The 26091-nt window shown below is 70.8% G+C and carries 25 protein-coding genes and 1 pseudogene; 13 read left to right on the top strand and 13 right to left on the bottom strand.

Annotated elements, in window-relative coordinates; translation table 11 throughout:
• Positions 1-38 precede the first annotated feature (38 nt).
• Together P2Q00_RS48670 and P2Q00_RS48665 are read left to right on the top strand one after the other, a co-directional pair.
• Positions 39-362 carry an STAS domain-containing protein gene (locus P2Q00_RS48670; protein WP_016438220.1) on the top strand — a complete coding sequence of 108 codons (324 nt, stop codon included), beginning with the start codon at positions 39-41 and terminating at the stop codon, positions 360-362.
• Positions 363-628: 266 nt separating this feature from the next.
• On the top strand, positions 629-3157 hold the full coding sequence (locus P2Q00_RS48665) for an ATP-binding protein (RefSeq protein ID WP_275781426.1): 2529 nt from the start codon (positions 629-631) through the stop codon (positions 3155-3157).
• Between the two features lie 75 nt (positions 3158-3232).
• Here P2Q00_RS48665 and nucS read toward each other — a convergent pair whose 3' ends face one another.
• Entirely contained in the window at positions 3233-3904 is a 672-nt protein-coding gene (gene nucS, locus P2Q00_RS48660; RefSeq protein WP_275781425.1) for an endonuclease NucS, read from the bottom strand.
• A gap of 256 nt (positions 3905-4160) precedes the next feature.
• Here nucS and P2Q00_RS48655 point away from each other — a divergent pair, with 256 nt between their 5' ends.
• Positions 4161-4553: an SCO5389 family protein gene (locus P2Q00_RS48655; RefSeq protein WP_097269047.1), complete on the top strand. Its 393-nt coding sequence runs from the start codon at positions 4161-4163 to the stop codon at positions 4551-4553.
• A gap of 90 nt (positions 4554-4643) precedes the next feature.
• Here the strand turns inward: P2Q00_RS48655 and P2Q00_RS48650 are convergent, their stop codons facing one another.
• On the bottom strand, positions 4644-5672 hold the full coding sequence (locus tag P2Q00_RS48650) for an LLM class flavin-dependent oxidoreductase (RefSeq protein ID WP_275781423.1): 1029 nt from the start codon (positions 5670-5672) through the stop codon (positions 4644-4646).
• Positions 5673-5893: 221 nt separating this feature from the next.
• Here P2Q00_RS48650 and P2Q00_RS48645 point away from each other — a divergent pair, with 221 nt between their 5' ends.
• Positions 5894-6235, top strand: coding sequence for an Rv1322 family protein (locus P2Q00_RS48645; RefSeq protein ID WP_275781422.1), 342 nt, complete (start codon positions 5894-5896; stop codon positions 6233-6235).
• A gap of 7 nt (positions 6236-6242) precedes the next feature.
• Here P2Q00_RS48645 and P2Q00_RS48640 read toward each other — a convergent pair whose 3' ends face one another.
• The 7 genes from P2Q00_RS48640 to mce all read right to left on the bottom strand — a co-directional run bounded on the left by P2Q00_RS48640 (position 6243) and on the right by mce (position 15967).
• On the bottom strand, positions 6243-7118 hold the full coding sequence (locus P2Q00_RS48640; protein ID WP_275781420.1) for an ABC-2 transporter permease family protein: 876 nt from the start codon (positions 7116-7118) through the stop codon (positions 6243-6245).
• Positions 7115-8329 (bottom strand): ABC transporter ATP-binding protein, encoded by a 1215-nt coding sequence (locus tag P2Q00_RS48635; protein WP_275781418.1) that lies wholly within the window; start codon positions 8327-8329, stop codon positions 7115-7117. The genes P2Q00_RS48640 and P2Q00_RS48635 overlap by 4 nt, the downstream gene beginning before the upstream one ends.
• 113 nt (positions 8330-8442) lie before the next feature.
• On the bottom strand, positions 8443-9213 hold the full coding sequence (locus P2Q00_RS48630; protein ID WP_275781417.1) for an ABC transporter permease: 771 nt from the start codon (positions 9211-9213) through the stop codon (positions 8443-8445).
• A gap of 2 nt (positions 9214-9215) precedes the next feature.
• On the bottom strand, positions 9216-10193 hold the full coding sequence (locus P2Q00_RS48625; RefSeq protein WP_275781416.1) for an ABC transporter ATP-binding protein: 978 nt from the start codon (positions 10191-10193) through the stop codon (positions 9216-9218).
• A gap of 113 nt (positions 10194-10306) precedes the next feature.
• Entirely contained in the window at positions 10307-11242 is a 936-nt protein-coding gene (locus P2Q00_RS48620) for a coiled-coil domain-containing protein (RefSeq protein ID WP_275781415.1), read from the bottom strand.
• A gap of 195 nt (positions 11243-11437) precedes the next feature.
• Positions 11438-15316 (bottom strand): polarized growth protein Scy, encoded by a 3879-nt coding sequence (gene scy / locus P2Q00_RS48615; protein WP_275781414.1) that lies wholly within the window; start codon positions 15314-15316, stop codon positions 11438-11440.
• 210 nt (positions 15317-15526) lie between these two features.
• A complete protein-coding gene (gene mce / locus P2Q00_RS48610; protein WP_275781413.1) occupies positions 15527-15967 on the bottom strand; it encodes a methylmalonyl-CoA epimerase in 441 nt (146 codons plus the stop codon).
• A gap of 148 nt (positions 15968-16115) precedes the next feature.
• On the opposite strand from mce, the gene P2Q00_RS48605 reads away from it, so the two are divergent.
• From P2Q00_RS48605 to P2Q00_RS48590, 4 genes and pseudogenes are all read left to right on the top strand, one after another.
• Positions 16116-17318, top strand: coding sequence for an acetyl-CoA C-acetyltransferase (locus tag P2Q00_RS48605; protein ID WP_275781412.1), 1203 nt, complete (start codon positions 16116-16118; stop codon positions 17316-17318).
• Between the two features lie 39 nt (positions 17319-17357).
• The gene (gene meaB, locus P2Q00_RS48600; protein ID WP_275781411.1) at positions 17358-18314 is read left to right on the top strand and encodes a methylmalonyl Co-A mutase-associated GTPase MeaB; all 957 of its coding nucleotides are present in this window, start codon (positions 17358-17360) and stop codon (positions 18312-18314) included.
• A 186-nt stretch (positions 18315-18500) separates the two neighbouring features.
• A complete protein-coding gene (locus P2Q00_RS48595; RefSeq protein ID WP_275781410.1) occupies positions 18501-19781 on the top strand; it encodes an MFS transporter in 1281 nt (426 codons plus the stop codon).
• 202 nt (positions 19782-19983) lie between these two features.
• Positions 19984-20277, top strand: a pseudogene (locus P2Q00_RS48590) (ATP-binding protein); the annotation flags it as partial.
• A 17-nt stretch (positions 20278-20294) separates the two neighbouring features.
• Here the strand turns inward: P2Q00_RS48590 and P2Q00_RS48585 are convergent.
• The 4 genes from P2Q00_RS48585 to P2Q00_RS48570 form a co-directional block, all read right to left on the bottom strand.
• Entirely contained in the window at positions 20295-20771 is a 477-nt protein-coding gene (locus P2Q00_RS48585) for a MarR family winged helix-turn-helix transcriptional regulator (protein WP_275781409.1), read from the bottom strand.
• A 95-nt stretch (positions 20772-20866) separates the two neighbouring features.
• Positions 20867-21667, bottom strand: coding sequence for an AIM24 family protein (locus P2Q00_RS48580; protein WP_275781407.1), 801 nt, complete (start codon positions 21665-21667; stop codon positions 20867-20869).
• Complete coding sequence (locus tag P2Q00_RS48575) at positions 21664-22314, bottom strand: AIM24 family protein (RefSeq protein ID WP_275781406.1); 651 nt, start codon at positions 22312-22314, stop codon at positions 21664-21666. Before P2Q00_RS48575 ends, P2Q00_RS48580 begins: the two co-directional genes overlap by 4 nt.
• Position 22315: 1 nt before the next feature.
• Entirely contained in the window at positions 22316-22948 is a 633-nt protein-coding gene (locus tag P2Q00_RS48570; protein ID WP_275781469.1) for an AIM24 family protein, read from the bottom strand.
• A 159-nt stretch (positions 22949-23107) separates the two neighbouring features.
• Between P2Q00_RS48570 and P2Q00_RS48565 the strand changes: the two genes are divergently transcribed.
• From P2Q00_RS48565 to P2Q00_RS48545, 5 genes are all read left to right on the top strand, one after another.
• Positions 23108-23452: a DUF3817 domain-containing protein gene (locus P2Q00_RS48565; protein ID WP_275781405.1), complete on the top strand. Its 345-nt coding sequence runs from the start codon at positions 23108-23110 to the stop codon at positions 23450-23452.
• Complete coding sequence (locus tag P2Q00_RS48560) at positions 23449-23742, top strand: MTH1187 family thiamine-binding protein (RefSeq protein ID WP_275781404.1); 294 nt, start codon at positions 23449-23451, stop codon at positions 23740-23742. Before P2Q00_RS48565 ends, P2Q00_RS48560 begins: the two co-directional genes overlap by 4 nt.
• Before the next feature lie 143 nt (positions 23743-23885).
• On the top strand, positions 23886-24647 hold the full coding sequence (locus P2Q00_RS48555) for a hypothetical protein (protein WP_275781403.1): 762 nt from the start codon (positions 23886-23888) through the stop codon (positions 24645-24647).
• On the top strand, positions 24644-25339 hold the full coding sequence (locus P2Q00_RS48550; RefSeq protein WP_275781402.1) for a DUF4166 domain-containing protein: 696 nt from the start codon (positions 24644-24646) through the stop codon (positions 25337-25339). The genes P2Q00_RS48555 and P2Q00_RS48550 overlap by 4 nt, the downstream gene beginning before the upstream one ends.
• Positions 25336-25986, top strand: coding sequence for a TetR/AcrR family transcriptional regulator (locus P2Q00_RS48545; protein WP_275781401.1), 651 nt, complete (start codon positions 25336-25338; stop codon positions 25984-25986). Before P2Q00_RS48550 ends, P2Q00_RS48545 begins: the two co-directional genes overlap by 4 nt.
• The last annotated feature ends 105 nt before the right edge of the window (positions 25987-26091 follow it).

Here is a 26091-nt window from a genome sequence, read left to right as displayed (position 1 = left end):
CGTCACGGAGTACGTCACCGCACTCTCGGGGAGCGCATATGTACATCAGGGGCGACCACGCCGAGCTGGTCGTCGGGGGCCGCCTCGACGTCCGCAGCGCGGCGGACGCCCGTACGGTCCTGCACTCGGCCGTCGACGACGGAGCCGGCGACCTGGTGCTGGACCTGTCCGAACTGGACTCCTGGGACGCCACCGGACTCGGGGTGATCATGGGTGTCCACCGGCGGGCCGGCCGCTGCGGCCGGCGCCTGGTGCTGCGCGACGTTCCGCCGCAGATGCAGCGCCTGCTGGTGGCCACCCGACTGCACCGGATCCTGGCGATCGAGGGCGGCATCGGGGTGGAGTCACTGCCCCGCGTGTGACCCCTCGAACGGATGTGAGCCGGGATACGGGGGAGGCCAGGGCACAGGTCCGCGAAACGCACGGCGCGCGCAATCCTCACGAGACTGTGACGTCTCGCACGGCGCGGTACCCCGGGCTGTCGTAGATACTGAGCAAAGGTTTAGGGTTCGGTCGCCCACTGCCTGACATCCCTGCTAGTGGGCCCGGACCAGAAGCGACAGCGCGGTGTGCAGCAAGGCCGGGAGGGGCTCAAGGCACACACGACGCTTTTGGGGGGCTTGAACCTATGGACCCGAACAACCGGGGACCCGAGGAGTACGGCCATGACGGCGACGGCAGCACGCCGCGCCAGCGCCCGCCCAGGGACTCCCTCGCAACGGACTTCGGGCAGCACACGCCCGCGCTCGCGCGCACGGTGCAGCTCGTCACGGGCGACTACCTGCTCACCGTCAACCCCGTCGACGGCAGCGAGATAGAGGCCTGCCCGCCGGGCGAGCGCCCGGGCCGGCCCGGGAAGCTCACGGCGGCCGAGCGCGCCGAGGTGAACCGCGCGGCCAAGCCGCCCGTCCCGCCGGGACCGGCCCAGCCGTCGCTGCATCTGCTGGAACGCCAGGAGGAGCGCGAGCGGCTGGTCCGGCTGCTGGCCCGCGGCCGCTCCGTCCGGTTGACCGGCCCCGCCGGCTCCGGCCGCACCGCCCTTCTCGACCTCGTCGCCGAGGACTGCGCGGACCTCGCCCCCGACGGCGTCGTCCGCCTCAGCGGCTTCCACCGCACGGCGAGCGACCTGCTGTACGACCTCTTCTACGCCGTCTACGACGCGCCCCTGCACCGCCCGGAACGGGACGAACTGCTCGAACTGGTCCGGGACATCGGCGCGGTCGTCGTCCTCGACGACGTCGAGTTCGGCGGCGCCGGGCTCGACGAACTGCTGGACGCGACGCCCGAGTGCGCCTTCGTGGTCGGCGCGACGCCCGAGGTGCCCGCGCCTGCCGCCGACTCCACCCTCGAAGAGGTCTTCCTCGGCGGTCTCGACCGTGCGGGCGGCGTGGAGCTCATCGAGCGCGCCGTCGGCCGTGTGCTGACGGAGGAAGAGTCCAACTGGGCCGGCGACCTCTGGTTCGAGTCCGAGGGCCTGCCGCTGCGCTTCGTCCAGGCCGGCGCCCTGCTGCGCCAGCGCGACCAGCAGCGCGCCGGGACCGGCGCCGTCGACGAGTTCGGCGTCTTCGAGGACGCCATCCCCGTGGACGCGCCCTTCGAACCGTCTCTCGACGCCGAGGGCGACGAGGTACCCCTGCCGTCGCTCGGCGAGGCCGCCGCGCCCGCGCCGCTGCTGGCCTCCCGGCTCAGCGCCTCTGCACGGGCCACCCTGCGGTTCGCCGTCGCGCTCGGCGGCGAGGTGCCGCACCAGGCCCATCTGCCCGCGCTGGTCGGCGACACCCACGCGGACGCCGCCCTCGGCGAACTGGCCTCCTGTGGGCTGGTCTCCGCGGTCGGCTCCCGCTACCGGCTCGCCGCCGGGGTCCTCGCCCAGCTGGAGGCCGCCGGATACGGCGACGAGGTCGAGGCGCAGGCCCTGACCGCCGCCCAGCACTACGCCTGGTGGGCCGGGCACCCGTCGGTCACCCCGGAGCGGGTGTGCGCCGAGGCCGACGCCCTGCTCGCCGCGCTCGGCATCCTCGTCCCCGGCACGACTCCGCCCGCCGAGGGCGAGGAGAGCGTCACCGTGCAGCTGGCCCGCACGGCGGCGCCCGCGTTCGCCGCGGGTCTGCACTGGAGCGCCTGGGAGCGGGCCCTGCGGTCCGGCTCCGAGGCCTCCCGGCTGGCCGGCGAGGTGTCCGAACAGGCCTACTTCCAGCACGAGTTGGGCATCCTCGCGATCTGCGGCGGACAGCTCGACCGGGCCCGCGCCGAGCTGGAGTCCTCCATCGGGCTGCGCGGCGCACTCGCCGACAAGCGCGGCACGGTGGCGGGGCGCCGCGCCCTCGCCCTGGTCGCCGACCGCTCCGGCACGACGCCGGGCCTCGGCTCCATGGCGGGCGAGGAGGTCCCGGACGCGCGCTACGAGGAGTCCCAGTCGCCGCCCGGAGGAGTGCCGGCCGCGTTCCTGGCGAGCCCGCCGCAGCCCTCGTCGGGTGACACCTCGACGCTGGTCGTCCACCGTGCCACGTCCGGCCAGGCTCCCAAGGACCACCGGGGCGGCATCCGCGGCCTGGCCCGGCGCAACCTCGTCGCGGCCGGCGCAGGTGCGCTGCTCGCGGCGGTGCTCGGCACGGTCGTGACACTCGGCGCGACGTCCAACAACGACGCCAACAACCCGTCCGACAAGGTCGGCGTCAACCCGTCCGCCAGCCAGGGCACCGACGACGGCAGCCTCGGCGCCGACAAGCCGAAGAGCGACACCGGCACGGCGACGAGCCGCCCGACGGACCCGGGCCCCGACGGCACATACGGCACCTCGGACGACCCGACGCCGCCGTCAGACACGACGCAGCCGTCGGACAACCCGAGTGGGACGAAGGGGTCGGGGGGCGGTTCGACGAGCTCGCCGTCCAAGCCGTCTACGACGAAGCCGCCGACGAGCCCGTCGACGACCAAGCCGCCGACGACATCTCCGCCGACGACCTCGCAGCCGCCCACCTCGTCCGCGCCGCCGACGACGACGGCGCCGCCTACGTCGACCCCGCCGTCGTCCCCGACCACCTCCAACTCGGCCAGCGGCCCGGCGTCCAGCGCCCCCGCGACCTCCAGCGCCCCGGCCACGACAAGCAGTTCGGCCAGCACCCCGGCGAGCAGCAGCTCGGGTGCGGTGATCTGAGGTTCCGCGCAGACAGTGAGGGCCGGGTCCGTCGAACGGACCCGGCCCTCTTCGTCGTAGCAATGCAGCCGAAGGCTAGAACAACCGCAGCTTGTCGTCCTCGATGCCCCTGAGGGCGTCGTAGTCCAGCACCGCGCAGCCGATCCCGCGGTCCGTGGCGAGGACGCGCGCCTGCGGTTTGATCTCCTGGGCCGCGAAGATGCCGCGGACCGGGGCGAGATGGGGATCGCGGTTCAGCAGCTCGAGGTAGCGGGTGAGCTGCTCCACGCCGTCGATCTCGCCGCGCCGCTTGATCTCGACCGCGACGGTCTGTCCCTCGGCGTCCCGGCACAGGATGTCGACCGGACCGATGGCCGTCATGTACTCGCGGCGGATCAGCGTGTAGCCGTCGCCGAGCGTCTCGATGCGGTCGGCGAGGAGCTCCTGAAGGTGTGCTTCCACGCCGTCCTTGATCAGGCCGGGATCCACGCCCAGTTCGTGCGAGGAGTCGTGGAGGATCTCCTCCATCGTGATGATCAGCTTCTCGCCCGCCTTGTTGATGACGGTCCAGACGCCTTCCTCGCCGTCGGCACCCTCCTTCAGCGTGCAGGGCGGGGACATCCAGTTCAGGGGCTTGTAGGCGCGGTCGTCAGCGTGGATCGAGACGCTGCCGTCCGCCTTCACCAGGATGAGGCGGGGTGCCGAAGGGAGATGGGCGGTGAGCCGGCCCGCGTAGTCGACGGAGCATCGGGCAATGACGAGACGCATGGTCGGCAACGCTACTCGACGGGTGAGGGTCGACGCGATTCGCCCCGGAAAACCCCAGACAACCCATGTTCATTTATGGCTGATTGTGTGCCCAAAGAGGGCTCTCCATGTACGCATTTTCCTGGTGCCGTCACCGTCCGTTGCTTACCGTAGTAAACGGGAGGTCGCGAGACGGGTACTGAGCGTGTTCGGTATCGCGAACTCCCCATTCTGTCCGGCAACCCCTGTCGACCACGGGGGTGCGAGAGGAGAACCCATGTCGCTCGACGTCTCACCGGCCCTACTCGAAAAGGCCGAGCGAGGCGAGGTCGACGAAGCTGAATTCGTCGACTGCGTCCGGACCTCCCTGCCCTACGCATGGGAGATGATCAGCTCCCTGGTGGCCCAGCTGAAGGTGGACGGCGGAAGCTTCGCCGACAACCAGACGCCCCCGCCGGACGAGCAGGCACGCGGACAGCTGCTGCGTGCGCTCGCGAGTGACGCGATACGCGGCGCGCTGCAAAGGCACTTCGGTGTGCGGCTGGCCTTCCAGAACTGCCACCGGGTGGCGGTGTTCCCGCTGGACGCCTCGGTCGACGAGACGCTGGCCCGCTTCACCTCGGTCCGCAGTCAGCTGCTCAACCAGTCCCCGGAGTTCCGGGACTGCTGAGGAGCAAGCCGCTTGCTTGCCGCTCCGTACGCGGGAGGTGTTTCAGTACTGGGGCGGCAAGCTCCTTGCAGACCAGGCCCGTTCGCCCGTTCAACCGAGGTGCGGGAGCACCTCGGCGCCCAGCCGCCGTACGTTCTCCTCGGTGGCCGCCAGGTCTCCCGAGCCCTCCACCAGCAGGGCGAAGCGGGAGATGCCGGTCCGCTCGCTGGTCGCGGCGAGGCGGTCGGCGCACAGGCGCGGGGTGCCCACCGGATGCAGGCCGCAGAGCAGTTCGGTGTACGCCAGCGGGTCGCGCATCTGCCGGGTCCGGCCGTCCACCGTGACATGCGCATCCAGCCCCTGCTTCAGCCAGCCGGGCATCGCCTTCGTCAGCGCCTCGACCGCGTCCGTACGCCGGTCCGCGATTTGGCAGACGCCGGCCGAGACATGGGCCGCGCCGAGGACCACCTCCGCGGGTTGTCCGGCCGCGCGGGCGAGCTGCCGCCACAGGGCGACCATCTCGGCCTTCTCCTCGTCCCCCACATGCATCCCGAGCAGCATCGGCAGCCCGCGCTCGGCGGCCTGCCGCACACTCGACGGCGAGGTGCACGCGACGACGACCTCGGGGCCCGCCATGTCCGACAGGGACTCCGACGGCCTTGGTACGACGGGGACTTCACGGAAACCGAAGCGCTCTCCCGTGGCCTCGACCGACGGCTCGCGCAGCCAGCGCACCAGCAGATCGAGTGATTCCGGGAACCCCTCCTCGTACGCCTTGAGGCCCGAGCCGAACACCTCCAGGTCGACCCACGGCCCGCCGCGCCCCACGCCCAGCGAGAAGCGCCCGCCGGACGTGATGTGCAGCAGCGCGGCCTGCTCGCCGACGGCCACCGGGTGGGCGGTGGGCAGTACGGTGACCGCCGTGCCGACCCGGATGCGGCGGGTGCGGCCGAGCAGTAATGCCGCCAGCGTGATCGCCGACGGGCATGTGCCGTACGGCACGAAGTGGTGCTCGGCCAGCCAGACCGAGTCAAGACCCGCTTCCTCGGCGACCTCGGCCGAGCGGACCGCGCGGTGCAGCGCCTCCCCCTGGCCCTGCCCCGGGAACTGGGCCGCCAACACGAAACTTCCTACACGCATTGCTTTTCCTGCTTCCTTGGCTCCGACGCGGAGCTCCCCCACCCGCATAACCGTCTGACACGTGCCGAGGACACGGCCTGGCGAAGAGATTTGCGGATTGTCTGGAGAATGCGTGGTCGCGGCGGGGGACCGGCGCCGGTCGGTGGTCTACGCGTACCCCCGTCCGCGCCCCGTAGGCTGGACACGGCCCCTGCTCCCTGTATAGCCCCGTGAGGTGTCCCGTGTCCCCGCGTCGCAACCGACCCAAGGGAGCCGACCCGTCGGGCTCGTCCGGCCGGAGCGCCGAGGACGACCCGCCGGGCCGCTACGGCGGCTGGCAGTCCACCGAGAGCTGGCAGGGCGAGGAGTGGACCGTGCGGCACGTGGCGGGCGCGAGCGCACAGGGCAAGACGTACCGCTGCCCCGGCTGCGACCAGATGATCCCCTCCGGTGTCCCGCACGTGGTGGCCTGGCCGGAGCACTCGGGCGTCGACGACCGCCGCCACTGGCACAAGGCGTGCTGGAACGCGAAGGACCGCCGCACCACGAGGGTGCAGCGGTCCCGTAACGCGCCGAAGTTCTGAGCGTGAGCTAGACGTCGCGCTTCTGCAGCAGCGCCACCGCGCCGGCGAAGGCGACCGCCGTCACGCCCAGGGCGATCCATACCGGGTCCCAGCCGGTCGGGCCGGTGTCGCTGAGGGAGTTGGAGTAGAAGGCCCCGAGCTGGTTCGGGATCGAGTAGTCGAACAGGGCCTGGCGCACCTTCTCCAGGGCCGACGAGAACATGAACAGCGCGATCACCAGCGGCGCCAGCACGAGGCCGATCATGATGGTGACGGCGCCCGCCGAGTGCCGGATGATCGAGCCGACGACGAGCGAGAGCAGCCCGAGCAGCGCGATGTAGAACGAGATGCCGAACGTGCCCTTCAGCCAGTCGCCGCCGGACGGGTCCTTGGCGCCCTTCAGCATGGCGACGTCCGCGAGGGCGACAAGGAGCACCGACGCGAACGTGACGGTGAACGCCACCGCGAAGAACACGATCGCCTTCGCCGTCAGCACGCGCGCGCGTGACGGGCATGCGGTCATCGTGGTCCGGATCATGCCGGTGCCGTACTCCGAGGCGGTGGTCAGCACGCCGAGCGTGATGATGCACATGCTGCCGAGGAGCAGCCCGAACACGCCGAAGGACAACGGGTTCTGGCCCGTCAGGCTGTCCTCCGCCTGGTTGGCGGCGACCAGCGCGGCGGTCGCCAGCCCGATGCCGACGACGAGCAGCACGAACACGCCGAGCGTCCACATCGTGGAGCGCACCGATCTGATCTTCGTCCACTCCGAGGAGATGGCGTGCCCGAGGTGGGTGCGCACGACCGGGATCGGCGAGGTGTAGGTGGGATACGGCGAACCGGGCGCCGCCGCCTGCCAGTCGGGTGCGGCGGTCTGCGGCATCGGGGGCTGGGGCGTGCTCATCGGGCGTCCTCGGGCTTGGTCAGGTCGGCGGAGGCGGCGGAGACGGGCGGCTGGGGCGGCGCTGCCGGCGTCTGGGGCGCCGCGGGCGCCGGCTGCGCGTAAGGGTTGGGCTGACCCGCGCCGGGTGCGCCCGGAGCGCCGTACGGACCCGGCTGCCCCTGCGGCATGGCGAACGGCTGCCCGCCCTGCTGGGGCGGCGGCGGGGCGTACCAGTCGGGCTGGCCCTGCCCCGGCACCGGCATCGGCGGCTGCGCGCCGGGCGGCAGCGGCTGCATGAGCCCCGACTTCTGGTCGACGGTCGAGCGGTAGTCGACGGCCCCCTGGGTCATCCGCATGTACGCCTCCTCCAGCGAGGCCTGGTGCGGCGACAGCTCCCACAGGCGTACGTCGGCGTCGTGGGCGATGTCGCTGATGCGGGGGAGCGGCAGTCCCGTGATCCGGAGGGCGCCGTCCTGCTCGGGCAGCACATGTCCGCCGGCCTCGGTGAGCGCGGACGTCAGCTTCTCGCGCAGCTGCGGCTCGGTGTCCGGCGTGCGCACGCGCGCGAAGTCGGCGGAGTTCGCCGAGATGAAGTCCTTGACGCTCATGTCGGCCAGCAGCTGTCCGCGCCCGATCACGATGAGGTGATCCGCGGTCAGCGCCATCTCGCTCATCAGGTGGGAGGAGACGAAGACCGTACGACCCTCCGCCGCGAGCGCCTTCATGAGGTTGCGCACCCAGAGGATGCCCTCGGGGTCGAGGCCGTTGACCGGCTCGTCGAACAGCAGCACCTGGGGGTCGCCGAGCAGCGCGGCGGCGATGCCGAGGCGCTGCCCCATGCCGAGGGAGAAGCCCTTGGAGCGCTTCCTGGCCACTTCCTGGAGCCCGACCACGCCCAGCACCTCGTCGACGCGGCGCGCCGGGATGCCGGACAGCTGGGCCAGGCAGAGCAGGTGGCTGCGGGCCGACCGGCCGCCGTGCACGGCCTTGGCGTCGAGCAGGGCGCCCACCTGACGGGGGGCGTTGGGCAGCTTGGGGTACGGGTAGCCGCCGATCGTCACCTGCCCCGCGGTGGGGTTGTCCAGACCGAGGATCATCCGCATCGTCGTCGACTTGCCGGAGCCGTTGGGTCCGAGGAAGCCGGTGACGGCGCCCGGCCGCACCTGGAAGGAAAGGTTGTACACGGCGGTCTTGTCGCCGTAGCGCTTGGTAAGGCCTACAGCCTCGATCATGCTCCGCACCCATCGGAAGGTCAGGACAGCAGGGCACACGCCCCCGTAAGGGTTAGGAGGATATCGAGCGGCTGACGGTTCCGCTCAAGAGCAAGTAAAAAGGCGAGCCCCGCTCAGGCATCCCGTCTCTTCAGCAACACATACCCGCCGAGCAGCGCCGCAAGCGCCCACAGCACCATGATGCCGAGGCCGCCGTACGGGCCGTACGGGGTGTCGTCGTCGATCCGCGGCACCACCTGCATGATCTTGCTGCCGGCCTGGTCGGGCAGGAACCGGCCGATCTTCTTCGTCGCGTCGACATTGCCCAGGATGTTGGAGATCAGGAAGAAGAACGGCATCAGGATGCCCAGCGACAGCATCGGCGAGCGCAGCATGGCGGCGACGCCCATCGAGAACACCGCGATCAGGGTCATGTAGATGCCGCCGCCGATCACGGCGCGCAGCACATGCGGGTCGCCGATCGACGCCCGGTGCGAGCCGAGCATCGCCTGCCCGAGGAAGAAGGCGACGAAGCCGGTCGCCATGCCGACGGCGAGCGCGAGGCCGGTCGCCACGGCGATCTTGCTGAACAGGAAGGTGCCGCGCTGCGGTACGGCGGCCAGCGAGGTGCGGATCATGCCGGTGCTGTACTCGTTCGAGACGACCAGCACCCCGAACACGATCATCGCGAGCTGGCCGAGGCTCATGCCCGCGAAACTGATGAAGGTCGGGTCGAAGGAGAGCCGGTCCTTGATGCTCATCTTGTCGAACTCGTGCCTGGACAGCGCCGAGATCAGCATGCCGAGCGCCACGGTGACGACGACGGCGAGGGAGAGCGTCCACACCGTGGACGCCACCGACCGGATCTTGGTCCACTCGGACCGCACGACCTGGATCGCCGCCATGCTCAGCTCCTGTTCCAGCCGTCGCCCCAGTGCTGCCGAGCGGGCGACGGCTCCTGGGGCGGCTCGTGGGGTGTGTCGGCGTGCGCGTGGTACTCCACCGACTCCGCGGTCAGCTGCATGAACGCCTCCTCCAGGGAGGCCTGCTGGGGGCTCAGTTCGTGCAGCACGATCTGGTGCTGCGCGGCCAGTTCGCCGATCTGCTCGGGCTTGCCGCCGTCCACCTCCAGCGCCCCGCTGCCGGACTCGACGACGGTGACCCCGGCCTCGTGCAGCACATCGAGCAGCCGCTCGCGCTGCGGGGAGCGGATCCTGATGTACGAGCGCGAGTTCCGTTCGATGAAGTCGGACATGGAGGTGTCGGCGAGCAGTCGCCCCTGCCCGATGACGACGAGGTGGTCGGCGGTCAGCGCCATCTCGCTCATCAGATGGGAGGAGACGAAGACGGTCCGCCCCTGGGCCGCCAGGGACTTCATCAGATTGCGGATCCAGTGGATGCCCTCGGGGTCGAGGCCGTTGACCGGCTCGTCGAACATCAGGATCCGGGGATCGCCGAGCAGCGCACCCGCGATCCCGAGCCGCTGCCCCATGCCCAGCGAGAACCCCTTGGCCTTCTTCTTCGCCACCGCCGTGAGGCCCACCGTGTCGAGCACCTCGGCCACCCGCCGCTTCGGGATGCCGTTGCTCTGCGCGAGACACAGCAGATGGTTGAAGGCGCTGCGGCCGCCGTGCATGGCCTTGGCGTCCAGGAGGGCGCCGATGTACGTCAGAGGGTCCTTGAGGTGGTCGTAGTGCTTGCCGTCGATACGGACATCGCCCGCGGTGGGCCGGTCGAGCCCCAGCATCATCCGCATCGTCGTCGACTTGCCGGCCCCGTTCGGCCCGAGGAACCCGGTCACCATGCCGGGTCTCACGGTGCAGGTGAGGTTGTTGACCGCCAGCTTCTCGCCGTAGCGCTTGGTCAGGCCCTCGAGTTCGATCATGCGGCCACGCTAAGACCGGGGGTCGGGGGCTGCCACTTGAGCCGATCACCGTACGCCAAAGGCCCGCACCATTCGGGGGAGTCGGTGCGGGCCTCTGCTGCCGTCAGGCGGTGTTACCGGGTCTGCTGCGCCGGAACCCCACGGGAGATCGGCTCGTCCTCGGCCGGCGAACCGGCCGCGGCCACCGCGGCGCCCGTGAGCGTCGCGAGCATCTCGCGGACGTTCGTCAGCTGGGCGTTGATGCTGTCGCGGCGGTTGGTGAGGGCGGCCAGCTCGCGCTCGGATTCCGAACGGATCCGGTCGGCCTTGGCGTTGGCGTCGGCCACGATGTCCTCGGCCTGGCGCTGAGCCGTCTCCACCGTCTGGCGGGCGCGGCGCTCGGCGTCGGTGCGCAGCTTCTCGGCCTCCAGGCGGAGCTGCTCCGCGCGGTGCTCGATCTCCGCGAGGCGCTTCTCCGCCTTCTGCTGACGGGACGCCAGGTCGCGCTCGGACTGCTCGCGGCGCTTGGCGAGGTTCGTCTCGAAGTCGGCGGCGGCCTGCGCGGCCTTGGCGCGGGTCTCCTCGAAGAGGGCGTCGGCCTCCTCGCGCTTCGACTGAGCGTCCTTCTGCGCCTCGGTACGCAGCTGGGAGGCGTCGCTCTTGGCCTTCTCGACGATCCGGACGCCTTCGTCCTCGGCCTTGGCCTTGCGCTCCGCAGCGAACGATTCTGCGTCGTTGCGGACCTGCTGGGCCGCCGACTCCGCGAGTTCGCGATGCTGCTCGGCCGCGCGACGGGCCTCCTCGCGCAGATCCTTGGCCTCTTCCTCGGCGAGGCGGAGGATCTTCTCGACACGCGCGCCGAGACCGGCGTACGACGGCTCCGCGTCGGTTACCTGTGCCTGGGCGTTCTGCGTCTCGAGGTGGAGCTCCTCGATGCGCTTTTCCAGAGCGGTGATGCGGGCGAGAGCGCTGTCACGGTCGGAGACGAGCTTGGAGATTCGTTCGTCCACCTGAGCGCGGTCGTACCCACGCCGCACAAGCTCGAAGCCGTAGGGGGAAGTGTCGCTCATGGGGTTCCTGTCAAATGAGACCGGTGAGGTGATAGGGGGAATCCTAGGGGCCGAAGCGGTGTGTCATCGAGCGGATACGTGTTTGATCTGCAGAATGAGACCCCTTTTGAGTGGCTAACCTGCGGACGGCTTGCCAAAAAATCGGTCAAAGGCCCCAGATGGCACCGGATTTGGACCTGTCGATCAGCTGTCCGACTAGCCGTCCGACGGCTTACCCGAACGAGGGGCGCCGACCGTGGCGCCCGCCTTGACGCCATTGTCCTTGCCCGCACCCGGGGCCTCAAAGGACTCCAACGCCTCCAGGACGTCCTGGACACGGGAGATCTCGGCGTTGATGTCCTCGCGCCGGCGCACCAGGATCTCCAGCTCGCGCTTGCCTTCCTCGACCGTGCGCCTGGCCTCGCGGATCGCCTCGGCCTTGAGCTCCTCGGCCTCCCGCACGAGCGCCGACTTCTTCTGCTCGGCCTCCTTCAGGAGCCCCTCGGCCTTCTTCACGGCGGCGATCCGGACCTTGCCCGCCTCGGAGTTGGCCTCCGAGACCAGCTCCTTGGACTTCGCCTGCGCCTTGGCCAGCTGCTCCTCGGCGGCCTTGATGAGCGCGTCGCAGCGGTCGCCCGCCGACTTCATCGTCTCGGCGGACTCCCGGCGGGCCCGCTCGTGCAGCGACTCGATCTCGCCGGTGATGCGGTCGCGCAGTTCCTCGGCGCGCTCGCGGATGGAGGTGGCGTCGCGGCGGGCGCCGACGAGCAGCTCGTCCGCGTCCGTACGGGCCTTCTCCACGCGGGAGTTGCCCTCGACCGTCGCCTCCGACACCAGACGGTCGGCCTCCGTGCGGGCCGCGCCCACCATGGTGTCGGCCTGCGACTCCGCCTCGGCGGTGGTCTTGTGGGCCTGCTGCTGGGCCTCGGAGAGCAGCTTGTCGGCCTCGGCCGTGGTCTCGGTGATGAGCGTGTCGACCTGCTCGGCCACGTCCTGGCGCCGCTTGCCCGCGTCCTTGCGGGCCTCGTCGAGGGTGCGCTCGGCCTCCTCGCGCGCGGCGTTGACCAGCCGCTCGGCCTGCGCCGCCGCCTGGGCCTTGACGCGCTCGGACTCGCTGCGGATCCGCTCGGCGTGCTGCTGGGCGGAGCCGACCGTGTCGGCGGCCTCGGCGCGCAGCCGCTCCGCGTCCCCGGTGGCGTCCGCGATGAGCTTCTCGGCCTTGGCGACCGCCTCGGCCCGCACCCGCTCGGCCTCCGCGACCGTCTCGGTGCGCAGCCGGTCGGTGTCCGTGAGCGTCTCCGTGGTGAGCCGCTCGGCCTCGCTCCGCGCCTCGGTGATGAGGGTGTCCGCCTGCGTCGCCGCGTCCGACCGCATGCGGTTGGCGTCCTCGCGGGCGTCCGCCCGGGTGCGCGCCGCCGCCTGGTCGGCCTCCGCGATCGCGTCCGACGCCTCCGTACGCACCCGCTGGGCGTACTCGGCCGCGTCCGAACGCAACCGCTCCGACTCCGCGATCGCCTCCGAGACCGTGCGCTCGGCAAGCGACTTGGCGGCGTCCGTCTCCTCGGCCGCCTCCCGCCGGATGCGGCCCGCGTCCTCGCTGGCCCGCTCCCGCTCGGCATAGGCGTCGGAGCGGACCCGGTCCGCCTCCTCCTGTGCCTCGCGCCGGGTGCGGTCCGCCGCGTGCTCGGCGGCGCTGCGCAGCCCGGTGATCTCCTCCTGGGCCTGCTCGTGCAGCCCGGACACCGAGTCCCGGACCTGCTGGGCGTGCAGCTCGGCGGCCGACACCATCTCGTTCGCGCGCCGGTCGGCCTCCTCGACCAGCCGGACCGCCTCGGTCCCCGCCTCCTCGACGCGGTTGCGCGCCGAGGCCAGCAGCTCCTCGCTCTGCTCGCGGGCCCGCTCGCGCTCCTGGTCGGCCTCCTGCCGTGCCGAACCGAGGAGTTCCTCGGCCTCGCGACGGCGCCGGTTGGCCTCCTCCTGGGCGGCGGCCAGCGTCTCGGACGCCTCGGTGCCGAGCCGCTCGGCGGCGGCCAGCGCCTCCGCCCGCACCCGGTCTGCGGTCTCCTGCGCCTCCGACTTCAGCCGCTCGGCCTCCGCGGCGGCCTCGGACCGCAGCCGTACGGCGACGGCCTCGCCCTCGGCACGGGAGGTGGACGCGTCCGCCGCGGCCTCGTTGCGCAGCCGTTCGGCCTCCGCCTCGGCCTGCTGCTGCAGCGTGCGGATCCGGTCGCCCGCCTCGGCGCGCAGCCGCTCGGCCTCCTCGGCGGCCTCGCGGCGGATCCGCGCGGCCTGCTCGCGGGCGTCGGTCAGTGCCTGCTCGGCGGCGGCGAGACGGTCCTCGGCCTCCGTGTGCAGTCGCGTCAGCTCCTCGGCGGCCTCCGCGCGGCGCGCCTCTATGGCCCGCTCGGTCTCCTCGTGCAGCTCGCGCGCGGCCCGCTCGGCGTCGGCCTTGATGCCCTCGGACTGCTCGACGACCTCCTCGCGGTGCCGCTCGGCCTCCTGGCGAGTGCGCTGGAGCGTCTCCTCGGCCTGCCGGCGCAGCGTGGTGGCGCGCTCGATGGCCTCCGTACGGACCTTCTCGCTGTCCGTGGTGGCCTTCTGGCGCAGCTCGTCCGCGTCCTGCCGGGACTTCGCCAGCAGCTCCTCGGCGGTCTTGGCCGCCTCCTCGATCTGCTGTACGGCCTCCTTGCGGGCCTCCGCGCGGATCTTCTCGCCCTCGGCGACCGCCTCGGAGCGCAGCTGCTCGGCCTCGCCGCGCAGCCGGCGCGCCTCCTCCTGCAGCTCGACCGTCTTGGCGCGGTACTCCTTGGTGTCGTCCTTCGCCGAGCCCTTGAGCTGCTCGGCGATGTCGTGCGCCTCGCCGCGCAGCCGGTCGGCCTCGGCCTCCGCCTCGCGACGGATCCGCTCGGCCTCCTCGGCGGCCGCCTTGGTGGTGTTCTGCGCGTCCTCCTGCGCCTTGTTGAGGACGTCCTCGGCGGTCTTGGCCGCCTTCGACAGCTGGGTCGCGCTCTCCTCGGCGGTGATCGTGCGGGCCTTCTCGGAGGCCTCGGCGACGATCCGCTCGGCCTCGGAGCGGGCATCCGCGACGACCTGCTCGGCGTCCGACTTGGTGGTCTCGGCCTCCTTCGTGGCCTCCTCGACCAGCCGGGCGACCTGCTCCTTCGCCGTACGCGTGCGCTGCTCGTTCGTCGACTCGGCGCTGGCCAGGGCCTTCTCGGCCGCCGCCGTGGCCTCGGTGACAAGCTTGTCGGCCTCGGCCTGCGCCTTGCGCAGCGCCTCCTCGGCCTCCGTCATGCGCTGCTCGGCGGCCCGGCTCAGCTCGCCGGCCTGGCGGCGGGCGGAGTCGGATTCCGTGGCCGTGGAGTTGCGCAGCTGCTCCGCGTGGTCGGTGGCCTCCTGGGCCTGGGTGGAGGCGGCGTTCAGCAGCCGCTCGGCGTCCGTACGGGCCCGGAGCAGAAGCTGCTCGGCCTCCGCGCGGGCCGTCTCGGCCTCGCTCTGCAGCCGTTGCCGGGCCTCGGAAGCGACCCGCTCGGCCTCGGTACGCGCCGTGGCCATGGCCTGCTCGGCCTCGGTCCGGGACTCGTCGAGCAGCCGGCGCGCCTGGGACTCGGAACGGGCGCGCAGCTGCTCCGCCCACGCCACGTTCTCGTTGACGTGCGACTCGACGGTCTGCCGGCGCTCCGCGAGCTCCTGGTCCAGCTGCTGGCGGCGGGTGACGGCCTCCTGGTGCAGCTCGGCCTGCAGCCGGGCGGCCTGCTCCGCGTGCTCCTGGAGGATGCGCTGGGTCTGCGCCCGCGCCTGGCTCAGCTCGCGCTCGGCGTCCTGCCGCAGCTGGTCGGCCTGGACCTGCGCGTTCCGCAGCAGCTGCTCGGCCTGATAGCCGATGTCACCGCCGTCGAAGGAGGGCCGGGACATGATGGTGCGGCGCGCCTCGTGCAGCTTGGCGCGCAGCACCTCGACCTGGTAGCCGAGGTCCTCGGCGTGCTGGATCGCCTTTTCCCGCTCGGTCTTCAGCCGCTCCATCTCGGCCTCGAACCGAGAGAGGTGGTCGACGTCAGCCGCCGGCTCTCGCTCCTGGCGTTCGTAGCCCCGCACTGCGCGGTCCCATCCGTCCCCTGGTCGCAAGTCTGGCCAAACGAGCTCCGTCCATCCGCCGAACGGGGCCCCCGGGGAATGGTGTCAGATCAACGGCGGAGCATGGGCTGCTGCCCCGACGCTCGCCCCCCGAAACCCGGACCCCGGCGTGCGGTCACCCCCCAAACAGCGGCGACCGCCCCCAACCCTACCGGCCCATATGTACGGGGGTCAGTGCTCAGGTGACTCAACAGGCGCCGAAGTGACCAGTTCTGTCAGTACGCCGTGGCAGTCCTTGGGGTGCAGGAACGTGATTCGTGACCCCATGGAGCCGCGTCGGGGCTCTTCGTACAGAACGCGTACGCCCTTTTCCTTGATGTCGGCCGCCTCGCCGTCCACATCCGCCGTACCGAAAGCGATGTGGTGGACACCCTCGCCGTTCTTGTCGAGCCACTTCGCGACCGTCGAGTCCGGTCGCGTCGGCTCAAGAAGCTGCAGGTAGGAGGCGCCGCCGTCGGACGTGTCGTTGATTTTGAGCATGGCCTCGCGGACGCCCTGCTCCTCGTTGACCTCGGAGTGGAACACCTCGAAGCCGTATGTCGCCCGGTAGAACTCGACAGTCTTGTCGAGGTCGAAACAGGCGATCCCGATGTGGTCGATTCGCGTCAGCATGTTTGTCAGTGCAGCGCTCTTCCGATGGTTACGCAACGTGCCAGCGATCACACCGACCGCCGGGTGACGGCACGGAGTGCCACTCAGTACATTCGAAGTAAACCCTCGTTCACTCCTCGGCAGTGCAGCCGGAAGGGGATCGCAGCTCATGTCTGGATCGAACAGCACGACCTCGGTGATCGTCGCGGGGGCGCGTACGCCCATGGGACGGTTGCTGGGCTCCCTCAAGTCCTTCTCCGGAGCCGACCTCGGCGGCTTCGCGATCAAGGCCGCCCTCGACCGTGCGGGGATCGGTGGCGACCAGGTGCAGTACGTGATCATGGGCCAGGTGCTGCAGGCCGGGGCGGGGCAGATCCCGGCCCGCCAGGCCGCCGTCAAGGCCGGTATCCCGATGAACGTCCCGGCGCTCACCGTCAACAAGGTGTGTCTGTCCGGCCTCGACGCCATCGCCCTCGCCGACCAGCTGATCCGCGCCGGCGAGTTCGACGTGATCGTCGCGGGCGGCCAGGAGTCCATGACCAACGCCCCCCACCTGCTGCCGAAGTCCCGCGAGGGCTTCAAGTACGGCGCGATCGAGATGCTCGACGCCATGGCGTACGACGGCCTGACCGACGCCTTCGAGAACATCGCCATGGGCGAGTCCACGGAGAAGCACAACACGCGCCTCGGCATCCAGCGCCCCGAGCAGGACGAGATCGCCGCCCTGTCCCACCAGCGCGCGGCCGCCGCCCAGAAGAACGGCATCTTCGAGGCCGAGATCACCCCGGTCGAGATCCCGCAGCGCAAGGGCGACCCGGTCCTCTTCAGTAAGGACGAGGGCATCCGCGGCGACACGACCGCGGAGTCCCTGGGCAAGCTGCGCCCGGCGTTCGCCAAGGACGGCACGATCACCGCCGGCACCTCCTCGCAGATCTCGGACGGTGCGGCGGCCGTGGTCGTGATGAGCAAGGCCAAGGCGCAGGAGCTGGGCCTGGACTGGATCGCCGAGATCGGCGCCCACGGCAATGTGGCGGGCCCGGACAACTCCCTGCAGTCCCAGCCGTCCAACGCGATCCTGCACGCCCTGAAGAAGGAGGGCCTGGAGGTCGAGGACCTGGACCTCGTCGAGATCAACGAGGCCTTCGCCGCTGTGGCCGTGCAGTCAATGAAGGACCTTGGAATTTCCACCGAAAAGGTGAATGTCAACGGCGGTGCCATCGCCCTGGGCCACCCCATCGGCATGTCCGGCGCCCGTGTTGTCCTGCACCTGGCGCTGGAGCTGAAGCGCCGGGGCGGCGGCGTGGGTGCGGCCGCGCTGTGCGGTGGCGGCGGTCAGGGTGACGCGCTGATCGTGCGGGTACCCAAGGCCTGAGCCCTCTTCGTCGTACGTACCTCTCTGAACGGAGCTGTGATGCAGGACGTCTCCACACTCGTCGCCCAGGCGAGGGAAGGCCGGCCGCGGGCCGTGGCCCGGCTGATCTCCCTGGTGGAGGGGGCGTCCCCGCAGCTCAGGGAGGTCATGGAGACGCTCGCGCCGCTGACGGGCAACGCGTATGTGGTCGGCCTCACGGGCTCGCCGGGCGTCGGCAAGTCGACTTCCACGTCCGCGCTCGTCACGGCGTACCGCAAGCAGGGCAAGCGGGTCGGCGTCCTGGCCGTCGACCCGTCGTCACCGTTCTCCGGCGGTGCGCTCCTCGGTGACCGCGTGCGGATGTCGGAGCACGCGTCCGATCCGGGCGTCTACATCCGCTCGATGGCCACGCGGGGGCATCTCGGAGGACTGGCCTGGTCCGCCCCGCAGGCGATCCGTGTCCTGGACGCGGCGGGCTGCGACGTGATCCTGGTCGAGACGGTCGGCGTCGGCCAGTCGGAGGTCGAGATCGCCTCCCAGGCGGACACGAGCGTGGTCCTGCTGGCTCCGGGGATGGGCGACGGTATCCAGGCGGCGAAGGCCGGAATCCTGGAGATCGGTGATGTCTACGTCGTCAACAAGGCCGACCGGGACGGCGCGGACGCCACGGCCCGCGAGCTGAACCACATGCTGGGCCTGGGCGAGTCCCGCGGCCCCGGCGACTGGCGACCGCCGATCGTCAAGACGGTCGCCGCGCGCGCCGAGGGCATCGACGAGGTGGTGGAGGCCCTGGAGAAGCACCGGGCCTGGATGGAGGAGCGGGGCGTCCTGGCGGAACGCCGGCTGGCCCGCGCCTCCCGCGAGGTCGAGACGATCGCCGTCACAGCCCTGCGCGAACGCATCGGCGACCTGCACGGCGACCGCCGCCTGAGCGCACTGGCGGAACGGATCGTGGGCGGGGAGCTGGACCCGTACCGCGCGGCGGACGAGCTGGTGGCGGGGCTGACGCAGGGCTGAGGCGCCTGGTCGGATCGAGGCGCGTTATTGCGTGGTCAACTCCCGGGCCGCGCTGATACGTTGATTGGCATGTACCTCCTCTTGGCATAGGGCACGCCCAGGCCCGCGCACGGCAGCGGTGATCGACCGCAGCCGACGCGCGGCGATCAGGCGTCCCCTTTCCATGCCTCGAGTTGAGGAACTGCCGTGTCTTCCACATCAGTTGCACGGCGGCCGTCGTATGCCGCCGTGCTCCGTATCCCGCATGCCCGTCGCACCTTCGCAGCCGCCCTGCTGGGCAGGCTGTCGTACGGAATCGTCCCGCTGTCCGCGATGCTCGCCGTGATCCGTGCCTCGGGGTCGTACGCGGTGGCGGGCACCGTCATGGCGCTGTTCGGCGCCACCAGCGTCTTCCTGTCGCCCGCCCGGGCGGCACTGATCGACCGGTACGGTCCGCGCCGTGCGCTCGTCCCGATGGTCACGGCCTACGCGGCGCTGCTGGGGTTGCTCACGGTGCTCGTCCGGCGCCCGGGCGCCGTCTCACCGCTCGTCCTGGGCGCCGTGACCGCCGCGGCGGGGGCCTGCACCCCTCCGCTGGGCCCGACCATGCGCGCCGTGTGGGGCAGGCTCGCCCCGGACCGTGCACTGCTGCAGCGCGCCTACAGCCTCGACGGAGTCGCCGAGGAACTGCTCTTCGTCTCGGGACCGCTGCTGGTCGGCGTTCTCGTCGGGTTCGCTCCGCCGACGGCCGCCATCGTCTTCGGGACGGTGCTGATCGTGGTGGGAACGGCCTGGTTCGTCACGTCGCCTGCTGTGGGGGCGGTGCGTCCCGTCGAAGCCGATACGGGGCAGGAGGTCCGTCCGTCACGGGAGGCCGGGCGGAGCGTGCTGCGCGGCATTCTTCGGCCCGTCGTCGCTGCCGCAGGCGTCGGGCTCACGCTGGGTGTGGTCGATCTGGTGGTGGTGGCCTTTGCCGAGCAGCGGCACTACGGCGATGACGCCGTGGCCTGGACGCTGGCCGCGCTGTCGGCCGGCAGTGCCGTCGGCGGTCTGGTCAACGGGGCCGTCGACTGGCGCATCCCGGCCGGAGTGCGACTGCCCCTGACGGCGGCGGGCCTGGGAGTGGCGCTGCTCGGTGCCGGGCTCGCCCCCGGATTCGGCACGCTCGCCGTCGCGCTGGGGGCCGCGGGGTTCTTCGTCTCGCCGGCCCTGACCACCGCCTATCTGATCGCCGACGACGCGGCGGCCCCTCAGGCGCGGGTCCGGGCCGGTGCCTGGGTCAACACGGGTGTGAACGCGGGCAGTACGGCGGGCGCGGCCGGAGCAGGGCTGCTGGTGAGCGGGATGCCGACGGCGCTGTGCTTCGCGGCGGCCGGGGCGGCGGCCCTGCTGACGGCCCTGGCCACCGCGAGGGGCACCCGTGAGCCGAGCGCCGCCCCTCGCACCGTGCGCGAACGGGAAGGCGAGGAGGCCGTACCCGCCGCATAGCGGCACGTCAGTCGTCGTGGCTGCCCTGGCTCGTCATGGTCGGCGTCGCTGTGGTCCTGCGTGACCTTGCCCCTGTGCGCGTCGACCTTCCACTCGCCCGGTGAGGTTGCCGGTGGGCGGGGGACCTGGACCGTGTACTCGGTGCCGTCGCCCTTGACGACGTCCACCTCCCAGGCGCCCGCGCCGTCGTCGTCCCGGTCGCCGGGAAGGAGTCGGTGTGGCGGAATCGGAGGTCATGGAAGTGGCGGGATCGCGGGGGCAGTTGGGGCGATTGCCGGCCAATCCGCCCGACAACGCCCAGCGGGGCGGAGTGCCCGAGGGCGACCGTGAGCGGGTCTTCGAGCGGCTCGTACGGCTCGACGACGCCCGCAGCTGTGAGGACGGCGGGGCGGGGCTCGGGCTTGCCATCGCCCGCGACGTCGCCGTACGGCACGGCGGAACGCTCACCGTGCGGGACGCACCGGCGGGCGGGGCCCTGTTCGAGCTCCGCCTGCCGTTTGCGCCGGCAATGCGTCAGGGGCGTCCCCGCTGCCCGCGCAGGTGTTCCGCGATGGGCTTCAGGGCCTTGTCGACTTCCGCCATGGCCTCGGGGGACAGCAGGTCGATGAAGTGCCTGCGCACGGACGCCACATGATGCGGTGCGACCTTCTTCATCGTCTCCATGCCGTGCTCCGTGAGGACCGCGTAGAGCCCGCGGCGGTCGGACTCGCAGTTCTCACGGCGGACCAGGTTCGCGTTCTCCATCCGGGTGATCTGGTGGGAGAGGCGGCTCTTGGACTGGAGGGTGGCGGACGCGAGGTCGCTCATCCGCATCCGAACGTCCTCCGACTCGGAGAGGTTCACCAGGATCTCGTAGTCGTTCATAGTCAGGCCGAACGGCTGCAGGTCCCTCTCGAGCTGGTACGTCAACAGCCTGTTGACCTCCAGGTGGGTGCGCCAGGCGCACTGCTCCGCATCGGTCAGCCAGTGTGTGGCCGTCTCGGTCTCCATGAATGAAGTCTACCTAAAATGTTGAAAGGCGAACTAGTGAGGGTGGTGTGACGTTGGTGCGCACATGTTCGACGTCACACTCCGCAGACTACCGCTCACAGCCCGAAGCGACGCTGGAGGTCCCCCAGCTGTCCGGGAAGGCGCGGTGCGCCGGCTTGCTGTGAAGGGCCTGTGTGTGCCCCGCCGCCACCGGGCACGCCGGGCTCCGGTGGAACCGCCCCCGTGGCCTGCTCGGCCATGAGGGTCTCCGAGGACTGGAGCAGGACCGTGCCGGCTCCTACGAACTCGAACTGGTGCTCCTCCCCGGAGGCCCCGCCGAGGCCCGTCATTGCACGTAGACCGCCCATTACGCCGGTCAGATAGCCGTGGTCGTAGTGATGGCACGGCGACGGGCAGTCGGCCCAGCCGACAAGCGCCTGCGGGTCCACCCGGATCGGCGGCTCCATGAACACCACCGGACCGTTAGATGCAGCCACGAACTTTCCGGTTCCGATCAGGGTCAGAAAACCCGGCACGATCGATTGCTTCAGCGCGAGACTTGGCTGAAAAGCGAGCAGATTGCCCGAGCGAATGGTCAGGTTGCCGTCTTCGAGGTCGTACGAATTCACATCGAAGGCCCGGTCGGCGAGGAGCATCTTGCCCGAGCCCTCCGCCACGACCCAGTCGCTCGCGTGCAGTGGCGAATGAAAGGACGTACGGACAAGTCGGTCGAGCCGGCCGTGTCCGATGCCGTTGAACTCCATCGAGCCGTAGTAGGCGATCATCTTCCCCTTCTGCAGGAACCACTGGCTCCCTTTGAGTTCCACGCAGAAGGTGTACTTGTTGACGTTGTCGTCGACCGGCAGTGTCATCGGGTCGAAGACCGTCGGTCCGCCCGGGACCCCGTACCCGCTCACAGCTTCTCCTCCGAGGCCTGGACGTACACCGCGCCGTTGCCGCTGAGCTCCAGTTGGAAGGCCTCGCCGGAGCCGCGGCCCACCATGTCCCGCCAGCCCAGCGCCGTGGACAGCTTGTTGCGTACGTCTCCGTGGTGGGCGACGTACGCCTGCGGGTCGACGTGGACCGGGTGCTGCGGGGTGATCGGGATCTCGAAGACGCCGCCGTGGGCCATCACGGCCACCGAGCCGTGTCCCTTGAGGGTGGTCGTGAACAGGCCCTGGCCGGTGACCTGGCCGCGCACCATGCCCATCACGCCGCCCTGCGAGCCCATGAACATCGTGCCCTGCTGGAGCGTGCCCTCGAAGGCGAGCAGGCGGTCCGCCTCCACGTAGAGGGTGTCGCCGGTGAGGTTGATGACCTGGACGTGGTGGCCGCCGTGCCCGAACAGGACCGTGCCGCTGCCCTCCACGCTCATCAAGGGTGTGGCCTCATTGGCGATACGGCGGCCGAGCATCGACATGACCCCGCCCTGGCCGCCCTGGATGTTGGGGGTGAAGGACACCTCGCCCTTGTAGGCGAGCATCGCGCCGCGCTGGCTGAACAGCCGCTGGCCGGGCAGCACGGTCGCCTCGACCATCTTGGAGTTGATCTCGCGGAAGGGCATGTCACACGTCCCCCGCGATCGTGTTCCGCTCGCTCGGCTGTATGTACACCAGCCCGTCCCCCTCGAACCGGATCTGGAAGGCCTCGCCGCCGCCCTCGCCGAAGAACGTGCGGAACGTCACACCGGACTGGAAGGACTGCCGCAGATTCCCCTGGTGAGCGATGTACGCCCCGGGATCGACCGTCAGCGGGTACTGCGCGCTCACCCGCAGCACCACCGCCGGGCCGTCCGACATGATCGCCGCCTGGCCGTGGCCCTCGACTGTCGTCGTGAACAGCCCGTTGCCCTGCGAGGCCCCGCGCAGGCCCGTGAAGGTCGTTCCGGTCCGCAGTCCTGCGTCGGTCGCGAGCAGATTGCTCGACTCCACAAACAGCTTGTCCCCCTGGAGACCCACGAGGTTGATCTCGGAGGCGCGGTCCGCGAACCAGCACGTCCCGTGCCCCTTCACCTCCATCACGGTCATCTGTTCACCGGTGAGCCGCCGGGTCACCATGCCCCGCAGGCCCTCACCGCCGCCGCTGAGCTTCTTGAACGCCATCTGCCCGTCGTACGCGACCATCGAGCCGTTCTTCGCCTTCACGGCGTCCCCGGTCATGTCGACGGCCAGCACCTTGCTGCCTTGAAGTCGGAACATCGCCACGCTGCGAAGGTAGCCGCCGGGCGGGCGCGCCGCACAGGGCCCGTGGGGGGAGATGCACCCTGACCGCACCCCTAGGGGGACGGTTTGTCAGAATGGGCGGACGCTTGTGCTTCCGTTCACAAAGAGCGACCTGTCTCCCACCGAAGGTGACCCGTGGACCTCAAGACCGCCACCGCCCTCCGCCGGCTCCGACTCGTCTCGGCCCCCGAGGCCGTGTCCTTCCTGCTCCTGCTGATCTGCTCCGTGCTGAAGCGGACGACGGACTTCAATGCGGTGCCGGTGATGGGCATGGTCCACGGCGTCCTGTTCATCCTGTACGTGATCTTCTGGGCCGACGCCTGGAACCGCACCAAGTGGAGCCTGGGCACCGCGGCGTTCTACTTCGTCCTCTCCGTCCTGCCGACCGGCGGCTTCTTCGCCGAGCGCAAGCTCAAGCGCGCCGCCGAGGACGCCGTCATCGCCTCCCGCGCGCGCCAGGAAGGGGTCGTGAACGCATGATCGTCGCCTTCTCCGTGACCCCGCTGGGGGTCGGCGACGAGGTGGGGGAGTACGTCGCCGACGCCGTCCGTGTCGTCCGCGAGTCGGGCCTGCCCAACCGCACCGATGCGATGTTCACCAGCATCGAGGGCGAGTGGGACGAGGTCATGGACGTGGTCAGGCGCGCCGTCGCCGCGGTCGAGGAGCGGGCGCCGAGGGTGTCCCTGGTCCTCAAGGCGGACATCCGGCCCGGAGTGACCGACGGTCTCACCGCCAAGGTGGAGACGGTGGAGCGGTATCTCGCCGAGTGACACCCTGCGCATGGAAGACCCCGGCCCGCATGGGCCGGGGCTTTCTTGTCCCCTCTGTTTGAGCGATCGCTCAAAGAGGTGTACGTTCACGGTCAAGTGGTTTGAGCAGTCGCTCAAATGACGGACTGACCTGGGGGATTCACATGGGGCACTCGGGGCTCTACATAGAGGCGCGGATCCGTGCCGACCTCGACGAACTGTGGTCACTTACGCAGGAACCCGCCCAGCACCAGCGCTGGGACCTCCGTTTCACCGAGATCGAGTACCTCCCGAGCGCGGAGGGCGAGCCGCAGCGCTTCCGGTACGCCACACGGGTGCTGCCCTTCCTCACGGTCGCCGGCACCGGAGTCTCGGCGGGCGAACGGGAACGCCCGGACGGGACCCGTACCTCCGCGCTCCGGTTCTCCTCGACGCATCCGCTCTCGCTGCTGGCCGAGGGCAGCGGGTACTGGCGTTACCTCCCCGACGGGGACGGAGTCCGCTTCCTCACCGGCTACGACTACCGGCCCCGCTGGGGCGGCTTCGGCACACTCGCCGACCGGCTGGTGTTCCGCCCGCTCATGGGCTGGGCGACGGCCTGGTCCTTCGACCGGCTCCGGCTGTGGCTGGAGCGCGGGATCACGCCGGAACGGGCGCTGGCGAACTGGCTGGCCGAGCTGCTGGGCCGGGCCCTGGTGATCGTCCTCGCCGGCACGGGCTTCGGCTACGGCAGGCTGCTGCGGCTGACCGGCCCGTTCGCCCCGCTCTTCTGCTTCGCCACACCGCTGCTCGCGGTGGTCGCCCTGTCGCTGGCCCTCCTCGCGCCGCCGCTGTCCGCCACCCCGGCCGCCCGCCGCTGCCTGCGCACGCCGCCCACGCGCGCGCGTGCACCCCGACTTCTGCGCACCCTGGAGAACCACCGATGACGGCGAAGTCCACGAACTCGATCTTCCGTACGGTCATGGGCGCGGACTTCGAGCGCCTCCACCCTCAGCTGCAACGCCGGTTCTCGGTCGGACTGGCGAGCGGGGAGGCGTGCACGGGCCGGGGCGTGATGGACCGTATCTGGCACGGCGGATCCTTAGTGAAGCCCTTTCTCGCACTCGGCACCACTCGCAACATCCTGGTGCCCAGACAGGGGCGCCACGTGCCCTTCACCATCGAGAACGTTCCGTACACCGACAGCTTCGGGCGTGAGACGGTGACCTTCGTGCGCACCTTCGACCTGCCCGGACGCTCCCGGTGCTTCGACGCCCAGATGGTGCTGAGCCCCGCAGGGGACCGCATCCTGGACTACCTCGGGACCCACCAGCACCTCGCCAGCGACCTGTACTTCCGTGCCGAGCCAGATGGGTCGCTGCTCATCCGCTCCGGCGAACACCGGTTCCGGGAGGGGGCGGTGGATGTGCGGGTGCCGGAGCTGATCGGGGCGAGCGCCGAGGTGCGGGAGTCGTTCGACGAGGCGGCCGGGCGATTCCGTATCCGGGTCCGGGTGGTGAACAAGTACTTCGGGCCACTCTTCGGCTACGACGGGTCCTTCTCGGTGACGTACACGGACGTCCGTGCCTGTGGGGTGCGGCCCGGTCTGCGGCCCGTGCGCGAGGAGCGGCGCGCGTGAGTCCCGAGACGGCCAAGTCCCAGGAGACCAAGGCCAAACTCCTCGACGGGGCGCTCAGGACGCTCACCGAACACGGGATCGCGAAGGTGTCGGCCCGTACGATCGCGACGGCCGCCGGGGTGAACCAGGCGCTGGTCTTCTACCACTTCGGCTCGGTGGACGAACTGCTCGCGGCGGCCTGCCGGTACGGCGCGGAGCAGTCGGTGGCGCGCTATCGGCCACGGTTCTCCGCGGTGACCTCGCTGTCCGAACTGCTCGCCGTGGGGCGGGAGATACACGAGGCCGAGCGTGCCGGGGGGCATGTCGCGCTGCTCGGGCAGCTGTTGGCGGGGGCGCAGACGCACGCGACGCTGGGGCCGGCGACCGCGGCGGGGCTCGATCTGTGGATCGTGGAGATCGAGAAGGTGCTGGCGAGAGTGCTGGCGGATACGCCGCTGGGGGAGTTTGCGGATCCCTCCGGGTTGGCGCGGGCCGTGGCGGTCGCCTTTGTGGGGGTCGAGTTGTACGAGGGGGTGGATGCGGTGGGGGCGTCGGCGGCGTTGGATGCGCTGGAGCAACTGGGGGTTGTTGTGGCGGCGTTGGAGGAGCTCGGGCCGGTGGCTCAGCGGGCTGTGCGGCATCGGTTGCGGCGGAGGGGGCGGCGCTGAGGGCTGGGGGTAGCGGGGGGGGTCTCGCCCCCGCCGCCCTTACCCGTTCCCGTCCCCAGGGGCTCCGCCCCTTCGGCCCCGCCAGGGGGCGGAGCCCCCTGGACC

The sequence above is a fragment of the Streptomyces coacervatus genome (genome assembly GCF_029223485.1).
Lineage (GTDB): Bacteria > Actinomycetota > Actinomycetes > Streptomycetales > Streptomycetaceae > Streptomyces > Streptomyces coacervatus.
This window is presented reverse-complemented; position numbering and strand designations above follow the sequence as displayed.

Excerpts from the sequence above, each read along its gene's own strand:
- P2Q00_RS48605 (WP_275781412.1), top strand. The coding sequence starts at position 16,116 with ATGTCTGGATCGAACAGCACGACCTCGGTGATCGTCGCGGGGGCGCGT.
- P2Q00_RS48560 (WP_275781404.1), top strand. The coding sequence starts at position 23,449 with ATGATCGTCGCCTTCTCCGTGACCCCGCTGGGGGTCGGCGACGAGGTG.
- P2Q00_RS48655 (WP_097269047.1), top strand. The coding sequence starts at position 4,161 with ATGTCGCTCGACGTCTCACCGGCCCTACTCGAAAAGGCCGAGCGAGGC.
- P2Q00_RS48575 (WP_275781406.1), bottom strand. The coding sequence starts at position 22,314 with ATGCCCTTCCGCGAGATCAACTCCAAGATGGTCGAGGCGACCGTGCTG.
- meaB (WP_275781411.1), top strand. The coding sequence starts at position 17,358 with ATGCAGGACGTCTCCACACTCGTCGCCCAGGCGAGGGAAGGCCGGCCG.
- P2Q00_RS48620 (WP_275781415.1), bottom strand. The coding sequence starts at position 11,242 with ATGAGCGACACTTCCCCCTACGGCTTCGAGCTTGTGCGGCGTGGGTAC.
- P2Q00_RS48570 (WP_275781469.1), bottom strand. The coding sequence starts at position 22,948 with ATGTTCCGACTTCAAGGCAGCAAGGTGCTGGCCGTCGACATGACCGGG.
- P2Q00_RS48650 (WP_275781423.1), bottom strand. The coding sequence starts at position 5,672 with ATGCGTGTAGGAAGTTTCGTGTTGGCGGCCCAGTTCCCGGGGCAGGGC.
- mce (WP_275781413.1), bottom strand. The coding sequence starts at position 15,967 with ATGCTGACGCGAATCGACCACATCGGGATCGCCTGTTTCGACCTCGAC.
- P2Q00_RS48635 (WP_275781418.1), bottom strand. The coding sequence starts at position 8,329 with ATGATCGAGGCTGTAGGCCTTACCAAGCGCTACGGCGACAAGACCGCC.
- P2Q00_RS48670 (WP_016438220.1), top strand. The coding sequence starts at position 39 with ATGTACATCAGGGGCGACCACGCCGAGCTGGTCGTCGGGGGCCGCCTC.
- P2Q00_RS48550 (WP_275781402.1), top strand. The coding sequence starts at position 24,644 with ATGACGGCGAAGTCCACGAACTCGATCTTCCGTACGGTCATGGGCGCG.
- P2Q00_RS48665 (WP_275781426.1), top strand. The coding sequence starts at position 629 with ATGGACCCGAACAACCGGGGACCCGAGGAGTACGGCCATGACGGCGAC.
- P2Q00_RS48630 (WP_275781417.1), bottom strand. The coding sequence starts at position 9,213 with ATGGCGGCGATCCAGGTCGTGCGGTCCGAGTGGACCAAGATCCGGTCG.
- P2Q00_RS48555 (WP_275781403.1), top strand. The coding sequence starts at position 23,886 with ATGGGGCACTCGGGGCTCTACATAGAGGCGCGGATCCGTGCCGACCTC.
- P2Q00_RS48640 (WP_275781420.1), bottom strand. The coding sequence starts at position 7,118 with ATGAGCACGCCCCAGCCCCCGATGCCGCAGACCGCCGCACCCGACTGG.
- P2Q00_RS48585 (WP_275781409.1), bottom strand. The coding sequence starts at position 20,771 with ATGGAGACCGAGACGGCCACACACTGGCTGACCGATGCGGAGCAGTGC.
- P2Q00_RS48625 (WP_275781416.1), bottom strand. The coding sequence starts at position 10,193 with ATGATCGAACTCGAGGGCCTGACCAAGCGCTACGGCGAGAAGCTGGCG.
- nucS (WP_275781425.1), bottom strand. The coding sequence starts at position 3,904 with ATGCGTCTCGTCATTGCCCGATGCTCCGTCGACTACGCGGGCCGGCTC.